Origin of the sequence: Saccharothrix sp. NPDC042600, assembly GCF_040647305.1 — a bacterium.
Lineage (GTDB): Bacteria > Actinomycetota > Actinomycetes > Mycobacteriales > Pseudonocardiaceae > Actinosynnema > Actinosynnema mutabilis.
The window spans coordinates 1-18922 of the sequence record NZ_JBEZBW010000076.1; the positions used below are offsets into that span (position 1 = coordinate 1).

At 71.6% G+C, this 18922-nt stretch carries 22 protein-coding genes; 8 read left to right on the top strand and 14 right to left on the bottom strand.

The annotated features are described in order from the left end of the window. A partial coding sequence (locus AB0A74_RS31645) for a 3-hydroxyacyl-CoA dehydrogenase NAD-binding domain-containing protein (RefSeq protein WP_358255223.1) occupies positions 1-207 on the bottom strand: 207 nt, incomplete at its 3' end. Positions 208-259: 52 nt separating this feature from the next. Then, positions 260-553 carry a hypothetical protein gene (locus tag AB0A74_RS31650; protein ID WP_358255225.1) on the bottom strand — a complete coding sequence of 98 codons (294 nt, stop codon included), beginning with the start codon at positions 551-553 and terminating at the stop codon, positions 260-262. A gap of 51 nt (positions 554-604) precedes the next feature. Here AB0A74_RS31650 and AB0A74_RS31655 point away from each other — a divergent pair, with 51 nt between their 5' ends. After that, on the top strand, positions 605-970 hold the full coding sequence (locus AB0A74_RS31655; protein WP_358255227.1) for a hypothetical protein: 366 nt from the start codon (positions 605-607) through the stop codon (positions 968-970). A 4-nt stretch (positions 971-974) separates the two neighbouring features. Next, positions 975-1178, top strand: a complete 204-nt coding sequence (locus AB0A74_RS31660) for a zinc ribbon domain-containing protein (protein ID WP_343933181.1) — start codon at positions 975-977, stop codon at positions 1176-1178. A 223-nt stretch (positions 1179-1401) separates the two neighbouring features. Here AB0A74_RS31660 and AB0A74_RS31665 read toward each other — a convergent pair whose 3' ends face one another. The 9 genes from AB0A74_RS31665 to AB0A74_RS31705 all read right to left on the bottom strand — a co-directional run bounded on the left by AB0A74_RS31665 (position 1402) and on the right by AB0A74_RS31705 (position 11169). Continuing rightward, entirely contained in the window at positions 1402-1983 is a 582-nt protein-coding gene (locus tag AB0A74_RS31665) for a DUF3558 family protein (protein WP_358255229.1), read from the bottom strand. 38 nt (positions 1984-2021) lie between these two features. Further along, positions 2022-3797: a 3-hydroxybutyryl-CoA dehydrogenase gene (locus AB0A74_RS31670; protein ID WP_358255231.1), complete on the bottom strand. Its 1776-nt coding sequence runs from the start codon at positions 3795-3797 to the stop codon at positions 2022-2024. 136 nt (positions 3798-3933) lie between these two features. Beyond that, on the bottom strand, positions 3934-4677 hold the full coding sequence (gene dhaM, locus AB0A74_RS31675; RefSeq protein WP_358255233.1) for a dihydroxyacetone kinase phosphoryl donor subunit DhaM: 744 nt from the start codon (positions 4675-4677) through the stop codon (positions 3934-3936). Next, a complete protein-coding gene (dhaL, locus tag AB0A74_RS31680; protein ID WP_358255234.1) occupies positions 4674-5306 on the bottom strand; it encodes a dihydroxyacetone kinase subunit DhaL in 633 nt (210 codons plus the stop codon). Before dhaL ends, dhaM begins: the two co-directional genes overlap by 4 nt. Beyond that, entirely contained in the window at positions 5306-6307 is a 1002-nt protein-coding gene (dhaK, locus tag AB0A74_RS31685; protein ID WP_358255236.1) for a dihydroxyacetone kinase subunit DhaK, read from the bottom strand. Before dhaK ends, dhaL begins: the two co-directional genes overlap by 1 nt. A gap of 79 nt (positions 6308-6386) precedes the next feature. Next, positions 6387-7892 carry an aldehyde dehydrogenase family protein gene (locus AB0A74_RS31690; RefSeq protein WP_358255237.1) on the bottom strand — a complete coding sequence of 502 codons (1506 nt, stop codon included), beginning with the start codon at positions 7890-7892 and terminating at the stop codon, positions 6387-6389. Positions 7893-7977: 85 nt separating this feature from the next. Beyond that, the gene (locus tag AB0A74_RS31695) at positions 7978-8970 is read right to left on the bottom strand and encodes a hypothetical protein (protein WP_358255239.1); all 993 of its coding nucleotides are present in this window, start codon (positions 8968-8970) and stop codon (positions 7978-7980) included. A 231-nt stretch (positions 8971-9201) separates the two neighbouring features. Next, a complete protein-coding gene (locus tag AB0A74_RS31700) occupies positions 9202-9462 on the bottom strand; it encodes a hypothetical protein (RefSeq protein WP_358255240.1) in 261 nt (86 codons plus the stop codon). A gap of 21 nt (positions 9463-9483) precedes the next feature. Further along, positions 9484-11169 (bottom strand): sodium:solute symporter family protein, encoded by a 1686-nt coding sequence (locus AB0A74_RS31705; RefSeq protein WP_358255242.1) that lies wholly within the window; start codon positions 11167-11169, stop codon positions 9484-9486. Positions 11170-11302: 133 nt separating this feature from the next. On the opposite strand from AB0A74_RS31705, the gene AB0A74_RS31710 reads away from it, so the two are divergent. Next, entirely contained in the window at positions 11303-11947 is a 645-nt protein-coding gene (locus AB0A74_RS31710; RefSeq protein ID WP_358255244.1) for a hypothetical protein, read from the top strand. Here the strand turns inward: AB0A74_RS31710 and AB0A74_RS31715 are convergent. Then, complete coding sequence (locus AB0A74_RS31715) at positions 11914-12312, bottom strand: hypothetical protein (RefSeq protein WP_358255245.1); 399 nt, start codon at positions 12310-12312, stop codon at positions 11914-11916. The two genes, AB0A74_RS31710 and AB0A74_RS31715, sit on opposite strands and share 34 nt — an antisense overlap. Before the next feature lie 478 nt (positions 12313-12790). Here AB0A74_RS31715 and AB0A74_RS31720 point away from each other — a divergent pair, with 478 nt between their 5' ends. Then, positions 12791-13591, top strand: a complete 801-nt coding sequence (locus AB0A74_RS31720; RefSeq protein ID WP_358255247.1) for an IclR family transcriptional regulator — start codon at positions 12791-12793, stop codon at positions 13589-13591. Between the two features lie 4 nt (positions 13592-13595). Continuing rightward, the gene (locus tag AB0A74_RS31725; protein ID WP_358255249.1) at positions 13596-14960 is read left to right on the top strand and encodes a hypothetical protein; all 1365 of its coding nucleotides are present in this window, start codon (positions 13596-13598) and stop codon (positions 14958-14960) included. Between the two features lie 39 nt (positions 14961-14999). On the opposite strand, the gene nucS is transcribed toward AB0A74_RS31725, so the two are convergent. Next, entirely contained in the window at positions 15000-15659 is a 660-nt protein-coding gene (gene nucS, locus AB0A74_RS31730; RefSeq protein WP_309113947.1) for an endonuclease NucS, read from the bottom strand. A 117-nt stretch (positions 15660-15776) separates the two neighbouring features. Between nucS and AB0A74_RS31735 the strand changes: the two genes are divergently transcribed. Genes AB0A74_RS31735 through AB0A74_RS31745 form a run of 3 tightly spaced genes read left to right on the top strand, consistent with a single transcriptional unit; the run spans position 15777 to position 18126 of the window. Continuing rightward, positions 15777-17075, top strand: coding sequence for an amino acid permease (locus AB0A74_RS31735; protein WP_358255290.1), 1299 nt, complete (start codon positions 15777-15779; stop codon positions 17073-17075). 2 nt (positions 17076-17077) lie between these two features. After that, the gene (locus AB0A74_RS31740; protein WP_358255251.1) at positions 17078-17614 is read left to right on the top strand and encodes an NUDIX hydrolase; all 537 of its coding nucleotides are present in this window, start codon (positions 17078-17080) and stop codon (positions 17612-17614) included. Next, the gene (locus AB0A74_RS31745; protein ID WP_358255253.1) at positions 17611-18126 is read left to right on the top strand and encodes a GNAT family N-acetyltransferase; all 516 of its coding nucleotides are present in this window, start codon (positions 17611-17613) and stop codon (positions 18124-18126) included. Before AB0A74_RS31740 ends, AB0A74_RS31745 begins: the two co-directional genes overlap by 4 nt. Positions 18127-18131: 5 nt before the next feature. Here the strand turns inward: AB0A74_RS31745 and AB0A74_RS31750 are convergent, their stop codons facing one another. After that, positions 18132-18905, bottom strand: a complete 774-nt coding sequence (locus AB0A74_RS31750; protein WP_358255255.1) for an enoyl-CoA hydratase-related protein — start codon at positions 18903-18905, stop codon at positions 18132-18134. Positions 18906-18922: the final 17 nt, after the last annotated feature.

An 18922-nucleotide genomic window follows, 5' to 3' on the forward strand; every position in this document is an offset into this window, starting at 1 on the left:
CTTGCCGCGCGACACGGCCTTGTCCAGCGACTTGCGCACCTTGCCGACCGCGCCCTCGGCCTTGTCCTGCGACCGGGCGCGCAGCACGTCGTCGTAGCCGCGCTTGGCGAACACCTCGACGATGCCGGTGGCCATGGTGCCGGTGCCGATGACGCCCACCCGCGCCCCAGCCCACCCGCGCCCCAGCCCACCCGCGCCCCAGCCCACCCGCGCCCCAGCCCACCCGCGCCCCAGCCCACCCGCGCCGCAGCCCGCGCGGTCACCATCGCCGCGACGTCGGCCCGCGCCTCCCCCGCGACGCCCAACAGCCCTGGTGCCAGTGCCGCCGGTCGTCGATCGACCCGTAGTCGCCCGCCGGCCACGCCACCACGTGCGGCGTGCCCGGTCGGATCTCGTGGTCGCAGCCCGGGCACCGGTAGGTCTTCGTGGTCGCCGCGCCCGAGACGTTGCGCACCAGCCACTCGCCGTCCGCCGCGCTTTCCGCACGTGGCCAAGCGCCGCCTACGGGCGGGCTCGGCTCTGCGGGGCGGTGGGGGCGGTTGCGGCGCGGCACGAGGTCCCAGGGTAATCAAGGTGTTGACTGTGATCCCTTACGGTCCATGGCGTGAACAAGTGGCAGCAGGGTGCCGTGACCACCGTCCTCCTCGCCGAGATGGCGGTGTTGGCGATGCCCGCCATCCGCGCCGGCGGCGATCCGGGGTCCGGGGCGGGTCAGGGACTGGCGCTCGGTGGGCGCCCCGGGATCCTGATGGCCGCCGGCACGATCTTGCTCGTCACCGCCGGCGCGGCGCTGGTCACCGCGTGGCTCCGGCCGCAGGCCCGCACCTGGCTGGCCACCTTCACCGGCGCGCACGCCGCCGCGGCCGGCATCGGCTGGGCCCACGGCCTGCCGCTGCTCACCCTCGTCTCGGGCCTGGCGGCGGCCCTGGTACCCGCAGTGGTGCTGTTGCCCGCGAAGCGGTCACAATAGGGCCGTGCCGACCTACGAGTTCCGTTGCAAGGCGTGTGGTGCCACGTTCGACGTCAAGCGCTCGATGAGCGAGGCGTCCGACCCCGCCCCGTGCCCGCAGGGGCACGAAGACACCGTCAAGCTCCTGTCCATGGTGGGGCTGGCGGGCAAAGCCTCCCAACCGGCTCCCCAGGGCGGAGGGTGCTGCGGCGGCGGTTGCTGCGGCTGACCGGCTGGCGAACGACCAGCGGCCGAACGACCAGCGGCCGAACGACCAGCGAGCGAACGACCGGCGGGGCGTACTGGCGGGCCCGGCGGGCGGCGGCGCCGGGACGGAGCAGCCGAACGACCGGCAGCCGGGCGAGCGGGTCAAGCAGCGAGCAGGCGGATGGCCCGCGTCCCGCCTGGTGCGGCGGGATGCGGGCCGTCCGGTCACCTGCGTCTGGCGGTGGTCAGCCCTTGGGTTCCTTCGCGAGCAGGACTTCGGCGACCTTCTTGCCCTGGTCGCAGATCGCGCCGAACCTCGCCGAGCCGTCGATCACGATGATGCCGATGCCGCCGCCCGCGTAGTCCATCACCAGCACGCACGACGGCTGCACCGACGTGTCCGTCGTCCGGTCGAAGTAGGTCAGCTTCCGGCCGCCCACGTCGAACGAGCCGTTGCTGGTGTCCAGGGAGATCGAACGTCCGCCGCGGAAGCGCAGGGTCACGCCGACGTCCAGCTTGTCGACGCTGGTCTGCCACTTGCACGACTGGTCGAACGACGGGTCGTAGCCGGTTTCCGTTGGGGGCGCGGCCTTGTCCCGGACGTCGTACGGCAGGTCGCGCCAGGTCAACAGCTTGCAGATGTCGCCGACGTTCCGGTCCGGCTTCGGGTTCGACGCCGACGTCGGGTTCGACGTCGGCGTCGGCGGAGCGGACGAGAAGGGCGGATCGACGTCCAGCACGCCGGCCACCGGCGTGCCGTTCACCTTGTAGGCGCAGCCGGACACGCCGAGCGCCGCAACCAGGAGCGAGAGAACCAGACGCCGCATGGGCACCACGATGCCAAACGCGCGCAACCGCCCGGAACTCAGGTGTAGTCCCGGAACCCCTTGCCCGTCTTGCGACCCAGCCGCCCGGCCGTCACCAGGTGCTCCAGCAGCGGCGCGGGGGCGAAGCCGGCCTCGCGGAACTCCAGGTACAGCGTGCGTTCGATCGCCAGCGACACGTCGAGGCCCACGACGTCCAGCAGCTCGAACGGGCCCATCGGCAGGGAGCAGCCGACCTTCATCGCGTTGTCGATGTCGTCGGCGTCCGCGTAGTGCGCCTCCAGCATCTTCACCGCGTCGTTGAGGTACGGGAACAGCAGCGCGTTGACGATGAAGCCGGCCCGGTCGCCGCAGTGCACCGGGACCTTGCCCAGGTCCAGGCAGATCCGGCGGGCGGTGGCGACGACGTCGGCGGAGGTGGCGATGGTCTCCACGATCTCCACCAGCTTCATCACCTGCGCCGGGTTGAAGAAGTGCAGGCCCACCACGTCGCCGGGGCGCGAGGTCGCCGCCGCGCACTCGATCACCGGCAGCGAGGACGTGGTGGTGGCGAGCACCGCACCGGGCTTGCAGACCTCGTCCAGCGCCTGGAAGACCGCCTTCTTGATCTCCAGCTCCTCCGCCACGGCCTCGACCACCAGGTCGCAGTCGGCGAGGTCGGCGAACTCGACGGCGGGGGTGATGCGGGTCAGCGTGGCGTCGCGGTCGGCCTCGGACAGCTTGCCGCGCGACACGGCCTTGTCCAGCGACTTGCGCACCTTGCCGACCGCGCCCTCGGCCTTGTCCTGCGACCGGGCGCGCAGCACGACGTCGTAGCCGCGCTTGGCGAACACCTCGACGATGCCGGTGGCCATGGTGCCGGTGCCGATGACGCCCACCCGCTGCACCTCGCGCGTCGGCACGTCCGAGGACGCGGCGGCGGGCGTGAGCGCGTCGGGCACGACGTTGGGCGAGTCGGGGCCGTCGTAGGTGTAGAAACCGCGCCCGCTCTTGCGGCCCAGCAGGCCCGCGGTGATCATCTGCTTGAGCAGCGGCGCCGGGGCGTGCAGGCGGTTGCGGGACTGGTGGTACATCGTGTCGAGGATCTCGTACGCGGTGTCCAGGCCGATCAGGTCGAGCAGCGCCAGCGGACCCATCGGGTAGCCGCAGCCGTAGCGCATCGCCGCGTCGAGGTCTTCCCTTGTGGCGTAACGGGATTCGTACATGCGCACGGCGTGGTTGAGGTAGCCGAACAGCAGCGCGTTGGCGATGAACCCGGCGCGGTCGCCGATGACGACCGGGGACTTGCCCAGGCTCTCGGCGAACGCGACGACGTCGGTCACCACGTCCGGCTCGGTGACGACCGTGCGCACCACCTCGACCAGCTTGAGCACCGGCGCCGGGTTGAAGAAGTGCATGCCGACGACCTTGCCGGGCCGCCCGGTGTGGACGCCGATCTCGGTGATCGACAGCGACGACGTGTTGGACGCGAACACCACCTCGGGGCGGCAGATGCGGTCCAGCTCGGCGAACACCCGCGCCTTGAGGTCCATCCGCTCGGGGACGGCCTCGATGACCAGGTCCACGTCGGCGAGCGCGTCGAGGGACGTGGCGTAGCTGATGCGGCCGAGGAGATCGGTGCGGGCGGCCGCGTCGAGCTTGCCCTTCGCCACCGCGCGGCTGGTCGAGTGGTCGAGGTGGCCGCGACCGCGGACCAGCCCCTCCTCGTCCACGTCCACCGCGACGACAGTGCGGCCGGTCCGGGCGAGTACTTCGGCGATGCCGGCGCCCATCGTGCCGAGGCCGACGACTCCCACCGTGTTGAACTGGCGCGTCACTGCGATACCTCCCACTCTGCGGAGTGGCTACCGGACGGTAACTTGCGCCCGACTATCCCACGGCGGTCACGCGTCGTTCGCGTGAGCTTCACCATCGGTATCGAGCAAGAAACCGGTCAAGACCCGTCTCACCAGCTCATTCGTCGAAGCCGCGAGCGGCGAGGTCCTCCACTCTCCGCACCGCTTCGGCGGCGTCGGCACCGGAGGCGACGACCTCGACGGACGCCCCGCCGGGCGCGCTGAGACCCATGAGGGCGAGCACGCTGGCGGCGTCGGCTTCCGCGTCGCCGAACCGCACCACGACCCGCGCGTCCAGCCCCGTCAGCGACCGCGCGACCAGGGCGGCGGGCCGCGCGTGCAGGCCGACCTCGTTGGTCAGCACGACCCGCGCCCGGACCTCACCGGCCACGCCGGCCGGAGCCCGAACCCCACCGGCCACGCCCAGTGCCCGCACCTCGCCGGCCCCCACCGCGCCGATGCCGCCGGACCCGCCGGATTCCGGGCTGGTCCAGCCCGCTTCCGCTGCGGCACGCGTGGCGGCCGTGGCCACCGCGTCCAGGGTCGCGTTCCCCTGTGCCGCAACGGCTGCCGCCACCGCGCCCTCCACCAGCGGGGCGTCCACCACGCGAACCTCGGTCCCCGCCTCCTCGGCCGCCATGTCGGCGACCATGCGGGCGCTGCCCAGGTCGTACAGCACCACCACGCCGGCCGAGCCGGCCCGGGCGACGGCCTCCGACACGGCCAGGAAGTCCGTGCCCAACCCGCCGGCACCGTCACCGCCCGCCGGCACGATCGTCACGTCCGGGGCCATCTGACCGGCCAACTCCGCCACGCCCTCGGCCAACCGCCGGCTGTGCGACACCACCACCAGGCCGATCACCGCGCGCTCCCCGCGAACGTCCTCAGCAACAACGCCGTCGAGCGCGCGCCGGGGTCCAGGTGGCCGGCGCTGCGTTCGCCCAGGTAGGACGCCCGCCCCTTCCGCGCCACCAGCGGCACGGTCGATTCCGCGCCCTGTTCGGCCGCTTCCGCCGCCGCCGACAGGACCGCGGCCACGCCACCACCCGTCACGGCCACCGACTCCGCCGCCGCCACGGCCGGCGTCAACGCGTCGACCATGGTCTTGTCCCCCACGACCGCCTTGCCGCGCGCGACCACGCCCTCCAGCGCCGCCTGCAAAGCCGCTGCCATCAAAGGAGGATCGAGTTCGGCAGCGTCACCCACCGCGGCAGCCGCGCGGAGGAATGCCGTGCCGTACAGGGGTCCCGCCGCGCCACCCACCGTGGAGATGAGCGTCGAGGCGGCCAACTTCAGGACAGCGCCTGGTGTTGCCGGTTCAGCGGTGTCCAGTTTGGACACCAGCGCCGTGAAGCCGCGGGTCATGTTCTCGCCGTGGTCGCCGTCGCCGATCTCGCGGTCCAGGCGGATCAGCTCGTCGCGGTGTTCGGCGATCACGCGCGCGGCGGCGCGCAGGGCGGTGGCCACGCCCTCCGCGGTGCACGCGGTCATCACAGGCCCCAGCGCAGGGCGGGCGTGTGGACGGGGGCGTCCCACAGGTCGATCAGCTCGTCGTCCAGCTTCAGCAGCGTCAGGCTCATGCCCTGCATCTCCAGGCTGGTGATGTACGGGCCGACCAACCGCCGCTCCACCACGATCCCGCGCTCGGCCAGCAGCCGTTCCGCGATGCCGTGCGCCAGGTACAGCTCGATCAGCGGCGTGCCGCCCATGCCGTTGGTGAACAGCAGCACCCGGTCGCCCTCGGCGAACGGCAGGTCCTCCAGGATCGGGTCCAGCAACGCGGGCACCAGCTCCGACGCCGGACCCACGGGCACCCGCCGCCGGCCCGGCTCGCCGTGGATGCCGATGCCCAGCTCCATCTCGTCGTCGGCCAGCGTGAAGCTCGGCTCGCCCGCGTGCGGCACGGTGCACGCCGACAGCGCCAGGCCCATCGACCGCACCCGGCCGATCACCTTGCGGGCCAACGCCTCGCAACCGTCCAGGTCCACCCCGCGCTCGGCCGCCGCGCCGACGACCTTCTCCAGCAGCACGGTCCCGCCGACGCCACGCCGACCCGCCGTGTAGAGGGAGTCCTTCACGGCCACGTCGTCGTCGATCACCACCGACCGGACCTCCACGCCGTCCAGCGCGGCCAGTTCGGCGGCGGTCTCGAAGTTCAACACGTCACCGGTGTAGTTCTTGACGATCAGCAACGCCCCCGCGCCGCCGTCCGTGCGCGCGATGGCCGCCTGCACCTGGTCCGGCGTGGGCGAGGTGAACACCGCGCCGGGGCAGGCCGCGTCGAGCATGCCGCGGCCGACGAACCCGCCGTGCAGCGGCTCGTGCCCGGACCCGCCGCCGGAGATCACCGCGACCTTGCGCGGCACCGGCGCGTCGGCCCGCGCGACCACGGCGGGGTCGTACTGGACGTCCAGCAGGTCCGGGTGCGCGGCGGCCATGCCGCGCAGCGCGTCCACCACCACGGTCGCCGGATCGTCGATGATCTTCTTCATGGTGACCTCCCTGGCCGATGGTCACCCCATTCCTACCCCACCCGAGGGGGAACGGCCCGGCCGGAACCGGCCGAAACCCTCAGCGCCCGTAGAGCAGCCGCACCAACCGCAGCACATGGCGCATGGTGCGCGAGCCGCGGTCGTAGGTCATCGGGTTGAGCAGCCCGCCGAACTTCTTGCGGGTCACCGAGTGCGCGTAGGTGAACTCACGCAGCCCGTCCTCGCCGTGGATGCGCCCGAACCCGGACTCCCCCACGCCGCCGAACGGCAGCCCCGGCACGGACGCGTACGCCAGCACCGAGTTGATCGACACCATGCCGCAGCGCAGCTTCGCCGCGATCTCCTCGCCCCGGTTGCGCGAGAACACCGTCGCGCCCAGCCCGTAGGCCGAGGAGTTCGCCTTGCGCACGGCCTCGTCGGCGTCGGCCACGCGGGTCACCACCAGCGTCGGCCCGAACGTCTCGTCGGTGACGGCGGTCGAGTCGTCCGGCACGTCCACCAGCACCACGGGCTCGACGTACGGCGGCCGGATCGACTCCAGCCCGCCGACGACCGCCTTGCCGCCCTTGTCCAGCGCGTCGGCGACGTGCGACTGGATGACGTCCACCTGCTTGGGCATGGTGATCGGCCCGAAGTCGGCGTCCGGCTCGCCGCCGGGCCGCAACTTCTTCGCCCTCTCCACCACCAGCGCGACGAACTCGTCGTACACCGCGTCGGCCACGTACACCCGCTCGACGCCGGCGCACGTCTGCCCAGAGTTGAAGATCCCGCCCCACACCGCGCCGTCGGCGGCGGCCACCACGTCCGCGTCCTCGGCGACGATCAGCGGGTCCTTGCCGCCGCATTCGACCAGCACCGGCGTCAACGTGGCCGCGCACGCCGCCATGACCTTCTTGCCGGTGGGCGTGGACCCGGTGAACGCGAGCTTGTCCACGCCGGCCCCGCACAGCGCCGCGCCGGTCGCCCCGAACCCGGTCACCACCTGCAGCACCGGGTACTCCGGCACCACCTCGGCGAACGTGTCCTCCAGGAACACCCCGACCCCGGGCGTGAACTCGCTGGGCTTGAACACCACCGCGTTGCCCGCCGCGAGCGCGTAGGCGATCGACCCCATGGGCGTGAACGCCGGGTAGTTCCACGGCCCGATCACGCCGACCACGCCCAACGGCCGGTACTCCAGCGACGCGGAGTGGTTGTACATCAACATGCCCGGCGACACCCGCCGCTTGCCCAGCACCTTCGGCGCCTGTTTCGCCGCCCAGTGCAGGTGGTCGATCACCAGGGCCAGCTCGGTCCGCGCGTCGTCGGCGGACTTGCCGGTCTCCGCGCAGATCAGCCCCTGGAACTCGTCCAGCCGCTTGACCAGCACCTTCCGCCACGCGTCCAGCCGCGCCCTGCGCCCGTCGAAGCCCAGCTCGGCCCAGAACGCCGCCGCCGTCCGCGCGCGCTCCACCGCCGCCCGCACCTCCTGCTCGCCGTGCACGGGGTGGTGGGCGATCACCTCCCCGGTGCGCGGGTCGAGCGAGGCGAACCGCTTCTGCTCGTCCTCGGCCCGCAGCGGCGTGGTGGGAGCGGTCTGCGTCATGGGGAGCCCTCCAAGGTGCGCGAAGGTGTTACTGGAGAGTAACGGGTAATCGGCGATCCCGTCAGCCCCCGTTCAGACTCCCCGATCAGGCCTTGGGCAGCTTGGGCAGGATGCCCTTGGCGAACGCGACGGCCGCCGCGCACCGGTCGAACTCGGACTTCTTCGGGCCCGCCGACTTGACCTCCACGACCTCGCCGTCGTCGCCCGAGTCCAGCCGGTGCACCCACTTGACGGTGCACGACGGGAAGGCGCCGGTGTTGTCGAGCTGGTAGCCCTTGACGCCGCCGAGGTCCACGTCGGTCTGCTTGTCGTCGAACTTCCGGTCGTCGGGCACGTAGGTCGAGCGCAGGTCGAAGGTCAGCTCGCGGTCGTCGCCCACCCACGAGCAGCTGTGCAGGCCGTAGGGGTACTGCCGGTAGGACGCGGTCGCCGCCGCGTCGACCACCGCCTTGTCGGGCAGCGTGCACGGGTCCAGGGTCACCAGCGAGTCCTTGGCCGGGTTGCGGACCGCGCCGCGCTCGCGAATGGTCTTCAGCGCGCCCTCCATGACCTTGCGGCCCGGGGCGCACGCGTCGCCGTCCTTGTAGCCGATCTGCACGGTGATGCCGAGCGCCGGCTTCTCCTGGGTGATGACCGAGACGAAGCAGGCGTCGTTGTCGAGGGTCTGCTCGTAGCTCTTGAGCCCGGCCAGCGTCTTGTCGGCGTTCTTGACCTCGCTGGTCATCGTCTGGCCGACCTCGATGGTCACCGCCAGGTCCTTGCCCGCCTGGTCCTCCATGAAGTTGGAGCAGCGGCTGAACCCGGTCGCCGACACCTGCCCCGGCTTGCCGACCTGCTCCAGCAGCTTGCGGTCGAGCAGTTCGCACGGGTTGACCAGGCGCAGCTTGTCCGGGGCGAACACCGCGTCCACCGGCTTGCCGTCGGCGGGCGTGGTCGGCTGGGTGCCCGACTCGGACACCGCCTCCGCGTTCGCCTTCACGGTCGAGCGCGGGTACGGCTTGTGCTTGGCGAGGTCGCCCCCGGCGGCGCAGCCGGCGACGACGAGGAGCGCGCACAGGACGGCGACGAGTCGATGCACGAAGTGCACGGTAGCGACCGGCTGCGCCATCCGTGGCGGGAACCCTGTGTTCGACCTCACCACGGCCTTCGGAAACGATCCAGATGATCGACTCGCTGTAACAGGTGGAACCCACAGAGAGAGGAGCACCGAGTGCGCGAGCGCATCCGACGCGCGGTCCGCCGGTTCGACGCCTGGACGGTCGAGGCCTTCAACCCCGTCGCCTACGCCCCGGCCCGCCGCCGGCGGTGACTACACCCGGTCGCCCGGCTCGGGGTCAGCGTGGACCTCGTCGGGGACGACCACCGGCCGCAGGAACCCCCACAGGGCGAACGCCGCGGCCAGCGCCACCATCCCGATCCCGGTCCACAGGTTGATGTTCAGCCCGTCCGCGCGGGCCAGGTCGGCCTCGTCGGTGAAGCCGACCCCGACCACCGCCAGGACCACCCCGTAGACCGCGAACAGCATCGCGATCACCAGCCGCAGGTCGAACAGACCGGCTTTGCGCACCATGACGAACCCTCCCGGTCGACGTCAGCCGAAGACGATGTTGAGCACGACGGTCAGCACCAGCACCCCGGCGCCCAGCAGGGCCGGCGAGCGGTACCAGCCGGCGTCCTCGCCGGTCGCGGAGTGCCGGCGGTCCTCCTTGGGCGTCATGCTCCAGACCAGCCCGACCAGCCGCTCCTGCGGCACCGGCCGCGTGAACAGGGTCACCGCGACGCTGACCACGATGTCCACCACGAACGCAGCGCCCGCGCCGACGAAGCTCGCGCCCTGGCCCGGCAGGTCCACCGCGCCGGTCTCGGCGAGCACGAACACCACGACGGCGGCCAGCGTGCCCGCGACCAGGCCGGTCCAGCCCGCCGCCGCGGACATGCGCTTCCAGAACATGCCGAGGATGAACGTGGCGAACAGCGGCGCGTTGAAGAACGAGAACAGCGCCTGGATGTAGTCCATGATGTTGCCGTAGCCGGCGGCCAGGAACGCGGTGCCGATGGCGACCAGCGTGCCGCCGATGGTGGCCAGCCGGCCGATCCGCAGGTAGTACTCGTCGGGCCGGTCCTTGCGGACGTAGTCCTGCCACAGGTCGTAGGTGAAGACCGTGTTGAACGAGGACACGTTGGCCGCGACGCCGGCCATGAACGACGCCAGCAGACCGGTGATGGCGATGCCGAGCATGCCGTTGGGCAGCAGTTCGCCGATCAGCGCGGGCAGGGCGTTGTTGTAGACGATTCCGGAGCTGCCGTCACCGGCCTTGAGCGCCGCGAGTTCGGGCACCACGACGGCGGCGATGATGCCCGGGATGATGATCACGAACGGGATCAGCGCCTTGGGGTAGGCGCCGATGATCGGCGTGCGCCGGGCGGCGGACATGCTCTTGGCCGACAGCGCGCGCTGCACCTCGGCGAAGTTGGTCGTCCAGTAGCCGAACGAGAGCACGAAGCCCAGGCCGAACACGATGCCGATGACGCTGAGCACCGGGTTCTGGATGCCGGTCAGTTCGGTCGCGGGCCACGCCGAGAGCTGCTCGGACCCGCCCGGCCCGGCGGTCACCTTGTCCACCAGGCCCTGCCAGCCGCCGACCTTGTGCAGGCCGACGATCGTCAGCGGCAGCAGCGCGGCGACGATGACGAAGAACTGCAGCACCTCGTTGTAGATCGCCGCGGACAGGCCGCCGAGGGTGGTGTAGGTGAGCACGATCGCCGCCGCGATGACCACCGACAGCGGGATCGGCCAGCCGAGCATGAGGTTGAGCAGGAACGCCAGCGCGTACAGGTTGACGCCCGCGATCAGCACCTGGGCGGCGGCGAAGCTCAGCGCGTTGACCAGGTGCGCGCCCTTGCCGAAGCGGCGGCGCAGGAACTCGGGGACGCTGCGGACCTTCGAGCCGTAGTAGAACGGCATCATCACCAGGCCGAGGAACACCATGGCCGGGATCGCGCCGATCCAGTAGTAGTGCACGGTCGCCATGCCGTACTGCGCGCCGTTGGCCGCCATGCCGAGCAGCTCGATCGCGCCGAGGTTGGCGGAGATGAAGGCCAGGCCGGTGACCCACGCGGGCAGCGAGCGGCCGGACAGCAGGAAGTCCAGGCTGGAGGACACCGAGCGGCGGGCCAGGAAGCCGATGCCCAGCACGAACGCGAAGTAGATCGCGAGCAGCGCGTAGTCCAGCGGCCCGGCGTCGAGCCGGAGGTCTGCCTGAGCGAGCACGGGCACCGTCGCCCACCTCCCTATTCAACAATCCCGAACAACACCGGACACTACCGCACACCCGATCAGCCGACCGTAGTGCACCGGAGTGGATCTCGCCGATCTGAACTACCCACGCCTAAACCCCGTAGTTCCGGGCGTGACCCCAACAGGTGAAGCGACCGCGTACGGCGTCGACTACACGGCCCGCGAGCTGATGCCGTGGGAACTGTCCGAGTACACCCGGACCGGCGGCTACGACCTGCGGTTCCTGTTCAGACCCATCGGCTACCCGACCGACCCGGGCTGCGTCAGCCACCAGCCGGGCGCGCTCGCGCGGCACCGGGCCGCCGGGCGGCTGGTGCTGCTCTACCACCGATCAGGTGATGCCGACGGGCGTGGCGGGAGGGACGCCGGGTACGGGCACGCGCTGGCCGCCGTGACCGACGCGGCGACCGAGGGCTACCCCGACCACCTGCCGCTGGTGTTCGTGCTCGCGGCGGTGCCGGGCGTGCCCTGGTCACTGGCCGCGGAGTACCTGGAGGGCGCGGCGGCGGTGGCCGGGTTCGAGCGCACGTGGTGCGCGGGGCCGCCGGACCTGGTGCACGCGTTGCAGGCGCGGTCGGCGGCGGCGGGGTACGTGCTGCACGGCCCGGCCGGCGCCATGCGCGAGGGCATCGCGTTCCGCCGGTGGACCGACCGCCGGGTGTACCCGGGCCGAATCGACGCGGGACTGGTCACCGCGCACGTGGACCTGGCCGGGTTCGAGAGCTACCGGGTGAGCACGAACGGCGTTTCGGCGTAGAACGGGCCGGCGGTGGCCCCGATGAAGAATTGCGCGCCGGGCGCGGAACCGCCGAACGATTCGGGCACCTTCACCGCGATGTCGACGAACCGCCCGGCGGCGTCGGTGGTGGCGTCCCCGACCTGTTCCCCGTGGAACGTGAACACCACTCGGGTGTGCGCGGGATACCCCTCACCACTGAGCCGCACCTCGCCACCGGCCTTGCCCGCCAACGGTTGCGCGGCGAGGTGCGCGGGCGCGACGGCGGCGGAACTGGACCTCCGCGCGAGCGGCGGGAGCGGGTCCTCGGCGACGCAGCCGGAGCCGAGGAGAACTCCGGGAAAGATCAACGCGACCCAGCCGGATCTTCGTCTTCGTCTTCGCACAGCGGACGCTCCAGGGAGTTTTCACCGGGGGATGTGCAGCGTATATCGCACGATTCCCCGTGCCACGCACCCGAACGGCCGCTCCTGGGGCCGGACATCCCGATCAGTGCGGACTTGAGCCCTTCCGGCCGCGCCGGCCGCGCATGGCGGTCCCCCGAGACGACGCCGGGGACGACGCCATCGGCCACGCGCGTCAGCCCGAGCGCCGCCCCGAGTCGCGGTGGAGTACCGAAGTCCCGCGCTCGACGCCCCTCCCGGCCCTCGCGTCACAACCCTGACTGGGCGCGCTCCCACAATTCGCCGCCTTTCATTTGCCGGAACCCGAACGGGTGATCGACTGCAGCGCGAGGCGCTGAACTGCTGTTTCAACAGCGCCTCCGATGCCCCTTCCGCATGCCGGAAGCCCGCGCTTTACCGATGCACCGGACCCGAGGATCGTCTGACCGGACCTGAACGGTGCTTCGAGCCGGAGGGGCCGATGACCAAGCGGAGTGGCCGGTCTGCGACGTCACGTGCGCTCGCGCTGTTGGCGGCGTTCGACATCGAGCACCCGAGCCTCACCCTGACGGAGCTGGCGAAGCGAGCGGGCATGCCGGTTCCCACGGCCCACCGGCTGGTCGGCGAGTTGGAGACGTGGGGCGCGCTCCAGCGCAACACGGAGAACCGCTACCAGATCGGCACGCGGTTGTGGGAGGTCGGGCTCTTGTCCCCGATTCCCCGGAGGTTGCGCGAAATAGCGCTCCCCTTCATGCAGGACCTGTACGAGAAGAGCAAGGAGAACATCCACTTCGCCGTCCGCGACGGACACGACACGCTCTACATCGCCAAGCTCACCGGCCACCGGGCGGTTCCGATAATCTCCCGCGAGGGCAGCCGCCTGCCGATGCACTCGACCGGCGTGGGCAAAGCACTGCTCGCCGGTTGCAGCGCCGAGCTGATCGAGACCTACTGCGCCCGCCCGCTCGGGCGGTACACGCCGTACACGATCACCGAACCCGGCCGGCTCCGCCGGGAGTTGGCGCTCACCCGCGACCGCGGTTACGCGCTGACGAAGGAAGAGATGACCCTTGGTTCGTGCTCCGTCGCGGTGCCCGTGTTCGGCGCCGGCGACGAGATCGTGGCGGGCCTCGGCGTCGTGGTGCACAGCCTCCGCGACAACCTCATCAAGTACGTGCCCGATCTGAAAGCGAAGGCGGCACGCATCCGCGAGCTGGTGATCGAGCACCGATTGGACCCGTACCCGGGATTCGTCCAGATCGACTTACCGCAGGGGGTGTGAGCACGTGCCGTGGTCGCAACTGGCCGCGTCCATCGCGAGCGGTGTGAGCGTGGCCGCGATCGTCGCCGTCGTGCGCGCGGCGGCGAACCGTCGCAGGGTTCCCAACGCTCTTTCCCGCCGGGTGTCGCGACGGCACTACCTCACCGCTGTCCTGCGCCTGTCGCGTCACGAGGACGTGCACCGCTTGGACGCGTTCGTGCCGCACCTGCAGCCCGCTGGTGACAACGCGACGCTGACCGAGATCCAAGCCGCCTGGCAGCGGATCAACGACAAGCACGGCGTGCGCCTGGTCACCAGGGAGAGCCAGGAGTGCCTGACCGCGGCGGCGGAGCTGCTCAGCCGTGGGATCGACGTCCGGGTCGCCCCGGAACTCAACACCCACGAATTGTCCTACCACGTGTTCAGCGGTTCGATCCACCACACCGTGCTGAACCACCGCGACGGCAGCCGGGACCGCCCGAACCGCCTGGAGGGCATATCGCCGGCCAAGGTCTTCCAGAGCCACTTCGAGCACGTGTGGGACCACTCCCTGCCCTTGGAAGCGGTGTTGGCGGAGCAACTCCTCACCGGCATGCGCAGGCGGGGGGACCATGCGGAAATCACCCAGCAGTTGCTCGACCTGCGGGCCAAGTACGCACTCGGGCCGGCCGCGGAGGAAGCGATCGTGCGCCACATCGCCTTCCGCGACGTCGCGCCGGTGGTGTTCGTGACCGGGCTCCCCGGCGCCGGGAAGTCCGCGGTGCGCAGACGGCTCGCCCACAAGTTGACCACCTTGCGGTTCCAGGTGGACGAGTTGAGCGACTACGTCTACGCGTTCCACGACTTCATGCACAACGTGCTGAAGCTCGACGACGACCGGGGTCGCGGCTTCGTCGCGGACGGCGCCGGGGCCTTCCGCGTGGACAGCGAGGAGAACCTCCGACCGGCGCTGTCCGCGCTCGCGCAACGGGTCGGGCAGAACCACGCCAAACCGTCGATCACCCTGGTCGAATTCGCCCGGACGGACGTGGCCAGGGCGTTGAGCGCGTTCGGGGACGCCGTCCTGTCGAGCTGCCGGGTGATCCACGTGCGGGCGTCCACTCAGGTCCGTTCCACGCGGTTGGCCGCACGGGCGCAGCCGCCCCGGGTGCAGATCGCCGGGCCGGGGATCACCGTCACCGTGTCGGACGACCACCGGCTGCCCAGCCTCGCCGCGAAGTCGCTGTACCGGGCCGACGACTACCGCAGGTTGCGCAGCCACGACAGCATCTCGGGACGGGTCCACGCGATCGACAACGACCTGGACGACCCGACGTGGGTGGCGATCGACAAGGAGCTCGACAACTTCATCGAGGGCATCATCCGGCCCTACCGGGCGTTGGCCGCGTAGGCGCACCCGGCACGGGACGAGCTCCGCCGACCCGGCCGGTCAGAAGAGGCGGAACTCGTCGGGTTCGATGCCGCGGAGTTCGTCGTAGTCCAGGACCACGCAGCGGATGCCCCGGTCCTCCGCCAGCGTGCGTGCCTGGGGCTTGATCTGCTGGGCCGCGAAGACGCCGCGGACCGGGGCCAGGAGCGGGTCGCGGTTGAGGAGTTCCAGGTAGCGGGTCAGTTGTTCGACGCCGTCGATCTCGCCGCGGCGTTTGATCTCCACCGCCACCGACGCGCCGGTCTCGTCGCGGCACATCAGGTCGACCGGGCCGATCGGGGTGGGGAACTCGCGGCGGACCAGGGTCCAGCCCTCGCCGAGGGTGGTCACGTGTTCGGCCAGGAGTTTCTGCAGGTCGGCTTCCACGCCGTCCTTCACCAGGCCGGGCTCCGGGCCCAGCTCGTGCTTGGAGTCGTGGAGGACCTCGGCGAGGGTGATGATCAGCTTCTCGCCCGCCTTGTTCTGCACGACCCACATGTCCGGGTCCTCGATGAGCCAGCACGGCGGGCTCATCCAGTTCAGCGGCTTGAACGCCCGGTCGTCGGAGTGGATCGACACCGAGCCGTCGGCCTTGATCAGCAGCAGGCGCTGGGCCATCGGCAGATGGGCCGTGAGGCGTCCGACGTAGTCGACCTGGCAGCGAGCGATGACTAGGCGCACGGTCGGACAGGCTACGGGGTGCGAGGGGCGGGGCACCGGCAGGTACCGTCGGGCGTCGTGTCGCTGCTTCGCACCAAACCCGTCGAACTCACGCCCGAGACCGGTCTGCGCCGCACCATGGGGCTGGTCCCGCTGGTCGCGCTGTCGGTCGGCGCGACCCTGGGCACCGGCATCTTCGTGGTGCTCGGGCAGGCCGCGCCGGTCGCCGGGCCGGCGGTCGCGGTGTCGTTCGTCGTGGCCGCGTTGGCCGCCCTGTTCTCCGCCCTGTCCTACGCCGAGCTGGCCGGCGCGGTCCCGTTGTCCGGGTCGGCGTACTCGTACGCGTACGCGACGCTGGGCGAGCTGGTGGCGTGGGTGTGCGGCTGGTGCCTGCTGCTGGAGTACGGCGTGTCGGTGGCGGCGGTCGCGGTGGGGTGGAGCGGGTACCTCAACGCGTTCCTGCGCGCCACGGTCGGGTTCGAACTCCCGGCCGCGTTGTCCGGGGACGTGGTGAACCTGCCGGCCGCCGTCGTGGTGTTGCTGGCCACGGCCGTGCTGCTCGGCGGGGCGAGGGAAAGCGCGCTGGTCACGACGGTGACGACCGTGTTGAAGGTCGCCGTGCTGCTGTTCTTCGTGGCGGTCGCGGTGTTCGGGTTCCACCAGGAGAACCTCACGCCGTTCGCGCCCGCCGGCATCGCGGGTGTCACCGGGGCCGCATCCCTGGTGTTCTTCTCGTTCATCGGGTTCGACGCCGCCTCGACGGCCGGTGAGGAGGCCCGCAACCCGCAGCGCGACCTGCCCCGGGCCATCGTGATCTCGTTGGCGGTCGTGACCCTGGTCTACGTGCTGGTCGCGCTGACCGCCGTCGGCGCGGTGGGGGTCGGCGTGCTGGAGGGGTCGGACGCGTCGCTGGCGACCGTGCTGGAGCGCGTGACCGGGGCGTCGTGGCCGTCGGTGGTGCTGTCGGCCGGCGCGGTGGTGGCGATCGCGTCCGTCGTGCTCACCGTCCTGTATGGACAGACCCGGGTGCTGGTGGCGATGTCCCGCGACGGCCTGGTGCCGCCGGTGTTCGCCCGCGTCGGGCCGCGCCGGGTGCCCACGGCGAACACGCTCATCGTCGGCTGCGTGGTCGCGGTGCTGGCCGCGCTGGTGCCGCTCGGGCAGCTCGCCGAGGCCACCAGCATCGGCACGCTCGTCGCGTTCGCGCTGGTCAACGTGGGTGTCATCGTGCTGCGGCGGACCCGGCCGGACCTGCCGCGCGGCTTCCGCACGCCGTGGGTGCCGGTGGTGCCGCTGCTGGGCGTGGCGCTGTGCGTGCTGCTGGTCACGGGCCTCGCGCCGGTGACCTGGTTGGCGTTCGGGATCTGGTCCGTGGTGGGGTTGGCGGTGTACTTCGCCTACGGGCGCAGGCGCTCGCAGCTGGCACAGGGAGAGTGATCGTGGAGACCCTCGGATCGCGTGAGGTGTACGCGAACCCGTGGATGACGGTCCGGGAGGACCCGATCCGGCGGGCCGACGGCACGACCGGGATCTACGGCGTGGTGGACAAGCCGGACTACGCGCTGGTCATCCCGCTGGACGGGGAACGGCTGCGGCTGGTCGAGCAGTACCGCTACCCGCTGGGGATGCGGCGCTGGGAGTTCCCCCAGGGCACCGCGCCGGAGGGCGCCGAACCCAGCCCGCGCGCGCTGGCCGAGCGCGAGCTGCGCGAGGAGACCGGGCTGCGCGCCGGCAAGCTCGTGGAGCTGGGCCTGCTCGACGTCGCGCCCGGCATGTCCAGCCAGCGCGGCCGGGTGTTCCTGGCCACCGAGCTGACCGAGGGCTTCCACGAGCGCGAGCACGAGGAGCAGGACATGCGCTCGGCGTGGTTCCCGCGCGCGGAGTTCGAGGCGATGGTGGCGCGCGGCGAGATCACCGACGCCCAGTCGATCGCCGCCTACACCCTGCTCCTGCTGCACGAGCACGCCCAGCCGTGACCGCGGTCGAGGAGCTGCTGTCCGCCGACGTCCTGGCGCTCGCCGACGACCTGGCGGACGTGCTGTGCGACGCCGTGGCCGGGGGCGCGTCCGTGGGCTTCCTGGCGCCACTGCCGCACGCGCCGGCCGCCGCGTGGTGGAAGTCGCGGGCGGCGGCCGTGGCGAACGGCGTCCTGTCGGTGTGGGTGGCGCGCGTCGAGGGCCGGATCGCCGGCACCGTGCAGGTCGCGGCGACCACGACCCCCAACGGCACGCACCGCGCCGAGGTGCTGAAACTGCTCGTGCACCGCGACTTCCGCGGCCGGGGGCTGGGCCGCGAGCTGCTGGCGGCGGCGGAGAAGGGCGCGGCGGCGCGCGGGGCGTCCCTGCTGGTGCTGGACACCCGGACCGGCTCGGCCGCCGAACGGCTGTACCGGGCGGCGGGGTGGACGGAGGCGGGCGTGATCCCCGACTTCGCCGCCGACCCCGGTGGCGTGCTGCGGCCGACGACGTTGTTCTACAAGAAGGTCTGATCTGGTCAGTCCGTCCAGTCCGGCTCGCGCTTCTCCAGGAACGACGACATGCCCTCCTTGGCCGCCGGGGTCTGCGACGCCGCCGCCATCACCTCCACCGCGATGGCGTAGGCGTCGGCCTCCGGCCGGTCGAGCTGGGCGTAGATGGTCTGCTTGCCCAGGGCCTTGCTGGCCCGGCTGCCGCGCGTGGCCCGGCGCATCAGCTCGTCCACGGCCTCGTCCAGCTCTGCCCGCGGCACGACGCGGTTGACCAGGCCCCACCGCTCGGCGGTGCGGGCGTCCACCACGTCACCGGTCAGCGCCATCTCCATCAGGCGCTTGCGGCCGATCGCGCGGGCCACCGGCACGGCGGGCGTGTGGCAGAACCAGCCGCCCTTGCCGCCGGGCAGCGCGAACCCGGCCTCCTCGGCCGCCACCGCCAGGTCGCAGGACGCCACCAGCTGGCAGCCCGCCGCCGTGGCCAGGGCGTGCACCCGGGCGATCACCACCTGCGGGACGGACTCGATGGTGCGCATCAGGTCCGTGCACAGGGTCAGCAGCTCGCGCACGCCCTCCAGGTCGCGGGACGCCACGTCGGCGAAGTCGTGGCCCGCAGAGAACACCGGGCCCTCGCCGGCCAGCACGACCCCCACGGCGTCGGTGCCGGCCACCGCGCGGAACGCCGCCAGCAGCTCGGCGAGGTGGTCGTGGGACAGCGAGTTGCGCCTGCTCGCCCGGTCCATCGTGATCCGGACGACGTGGTCCGCCTCTTCGACGCGAATGTGCTGGTATCCGGCCATGTCCCGACCGTAGTCGG

What these genes read in the sequence shown, in the direction of transcription:
- AB0A74_RS31665 (WP_358255229.1), bottom strand. Translation starts at nt 1,983, where the DNA reads ATGCGGCGTCTGGTTCTCTCGCTCCTGGTTGCGGCGCTCGGCGTGTCC.
- dhaL (WP_358255234.1), bottom strand. Translation starts at nt 5,306, where the DNA reads ATGACCGCGTGCACCGCGGAGGGCGTGGCCACCGCCCTGCGCGCCGCC.
- dhaK (WP_358255236.1), bottom strand. Translation starts at nt 6,307, where the DNA reads ATGAAGAAGATCATCGACGATCCGGCGACCGTGGTGGTGGACGCGCTG.
- AB0A74_RS31690 (WP_358255237.1), bottom strand. Translation starts at nt 7,892, where the DNA reads ATGACGCAGACCGCTCCCACCACGCCGCTGCGGGCCGAGGACGAGCAG.
- AB0A74_RS31700 (WP_358255240.1), bottom strand. Translation starts at nt 9,462, where the DNA reads ATGGTGCGCAAAGCCGGTCTGTTCGACCTGCGGCTGGTGATCGCGATG.
- AB0A74_RS31720 (WP_358255247.1), top strand. Translation starts at nt 12,791, where the DNA reads ATGACCAAGCGGAGTGGCCGGTCTGCGACGTCACGTGCGCTCGCGCTG.
- AB0A74_RS31735 (WP_358255290.1), top strand. Translation starts at nt 15,777, where the DNA reads ATGGGGCTGGTCCCGCTGGTCGCGCTGTCGGTCGGCGCGACCCTGGGC.
- AB0A74_RS31750 (WP_358255255.1), bottom strand. Translation starts at nt 18,905, where the DNA reads ATGGCCGGATACCAGCACATTCGCGTCGAAGAGGCGGACCACGTCGTC.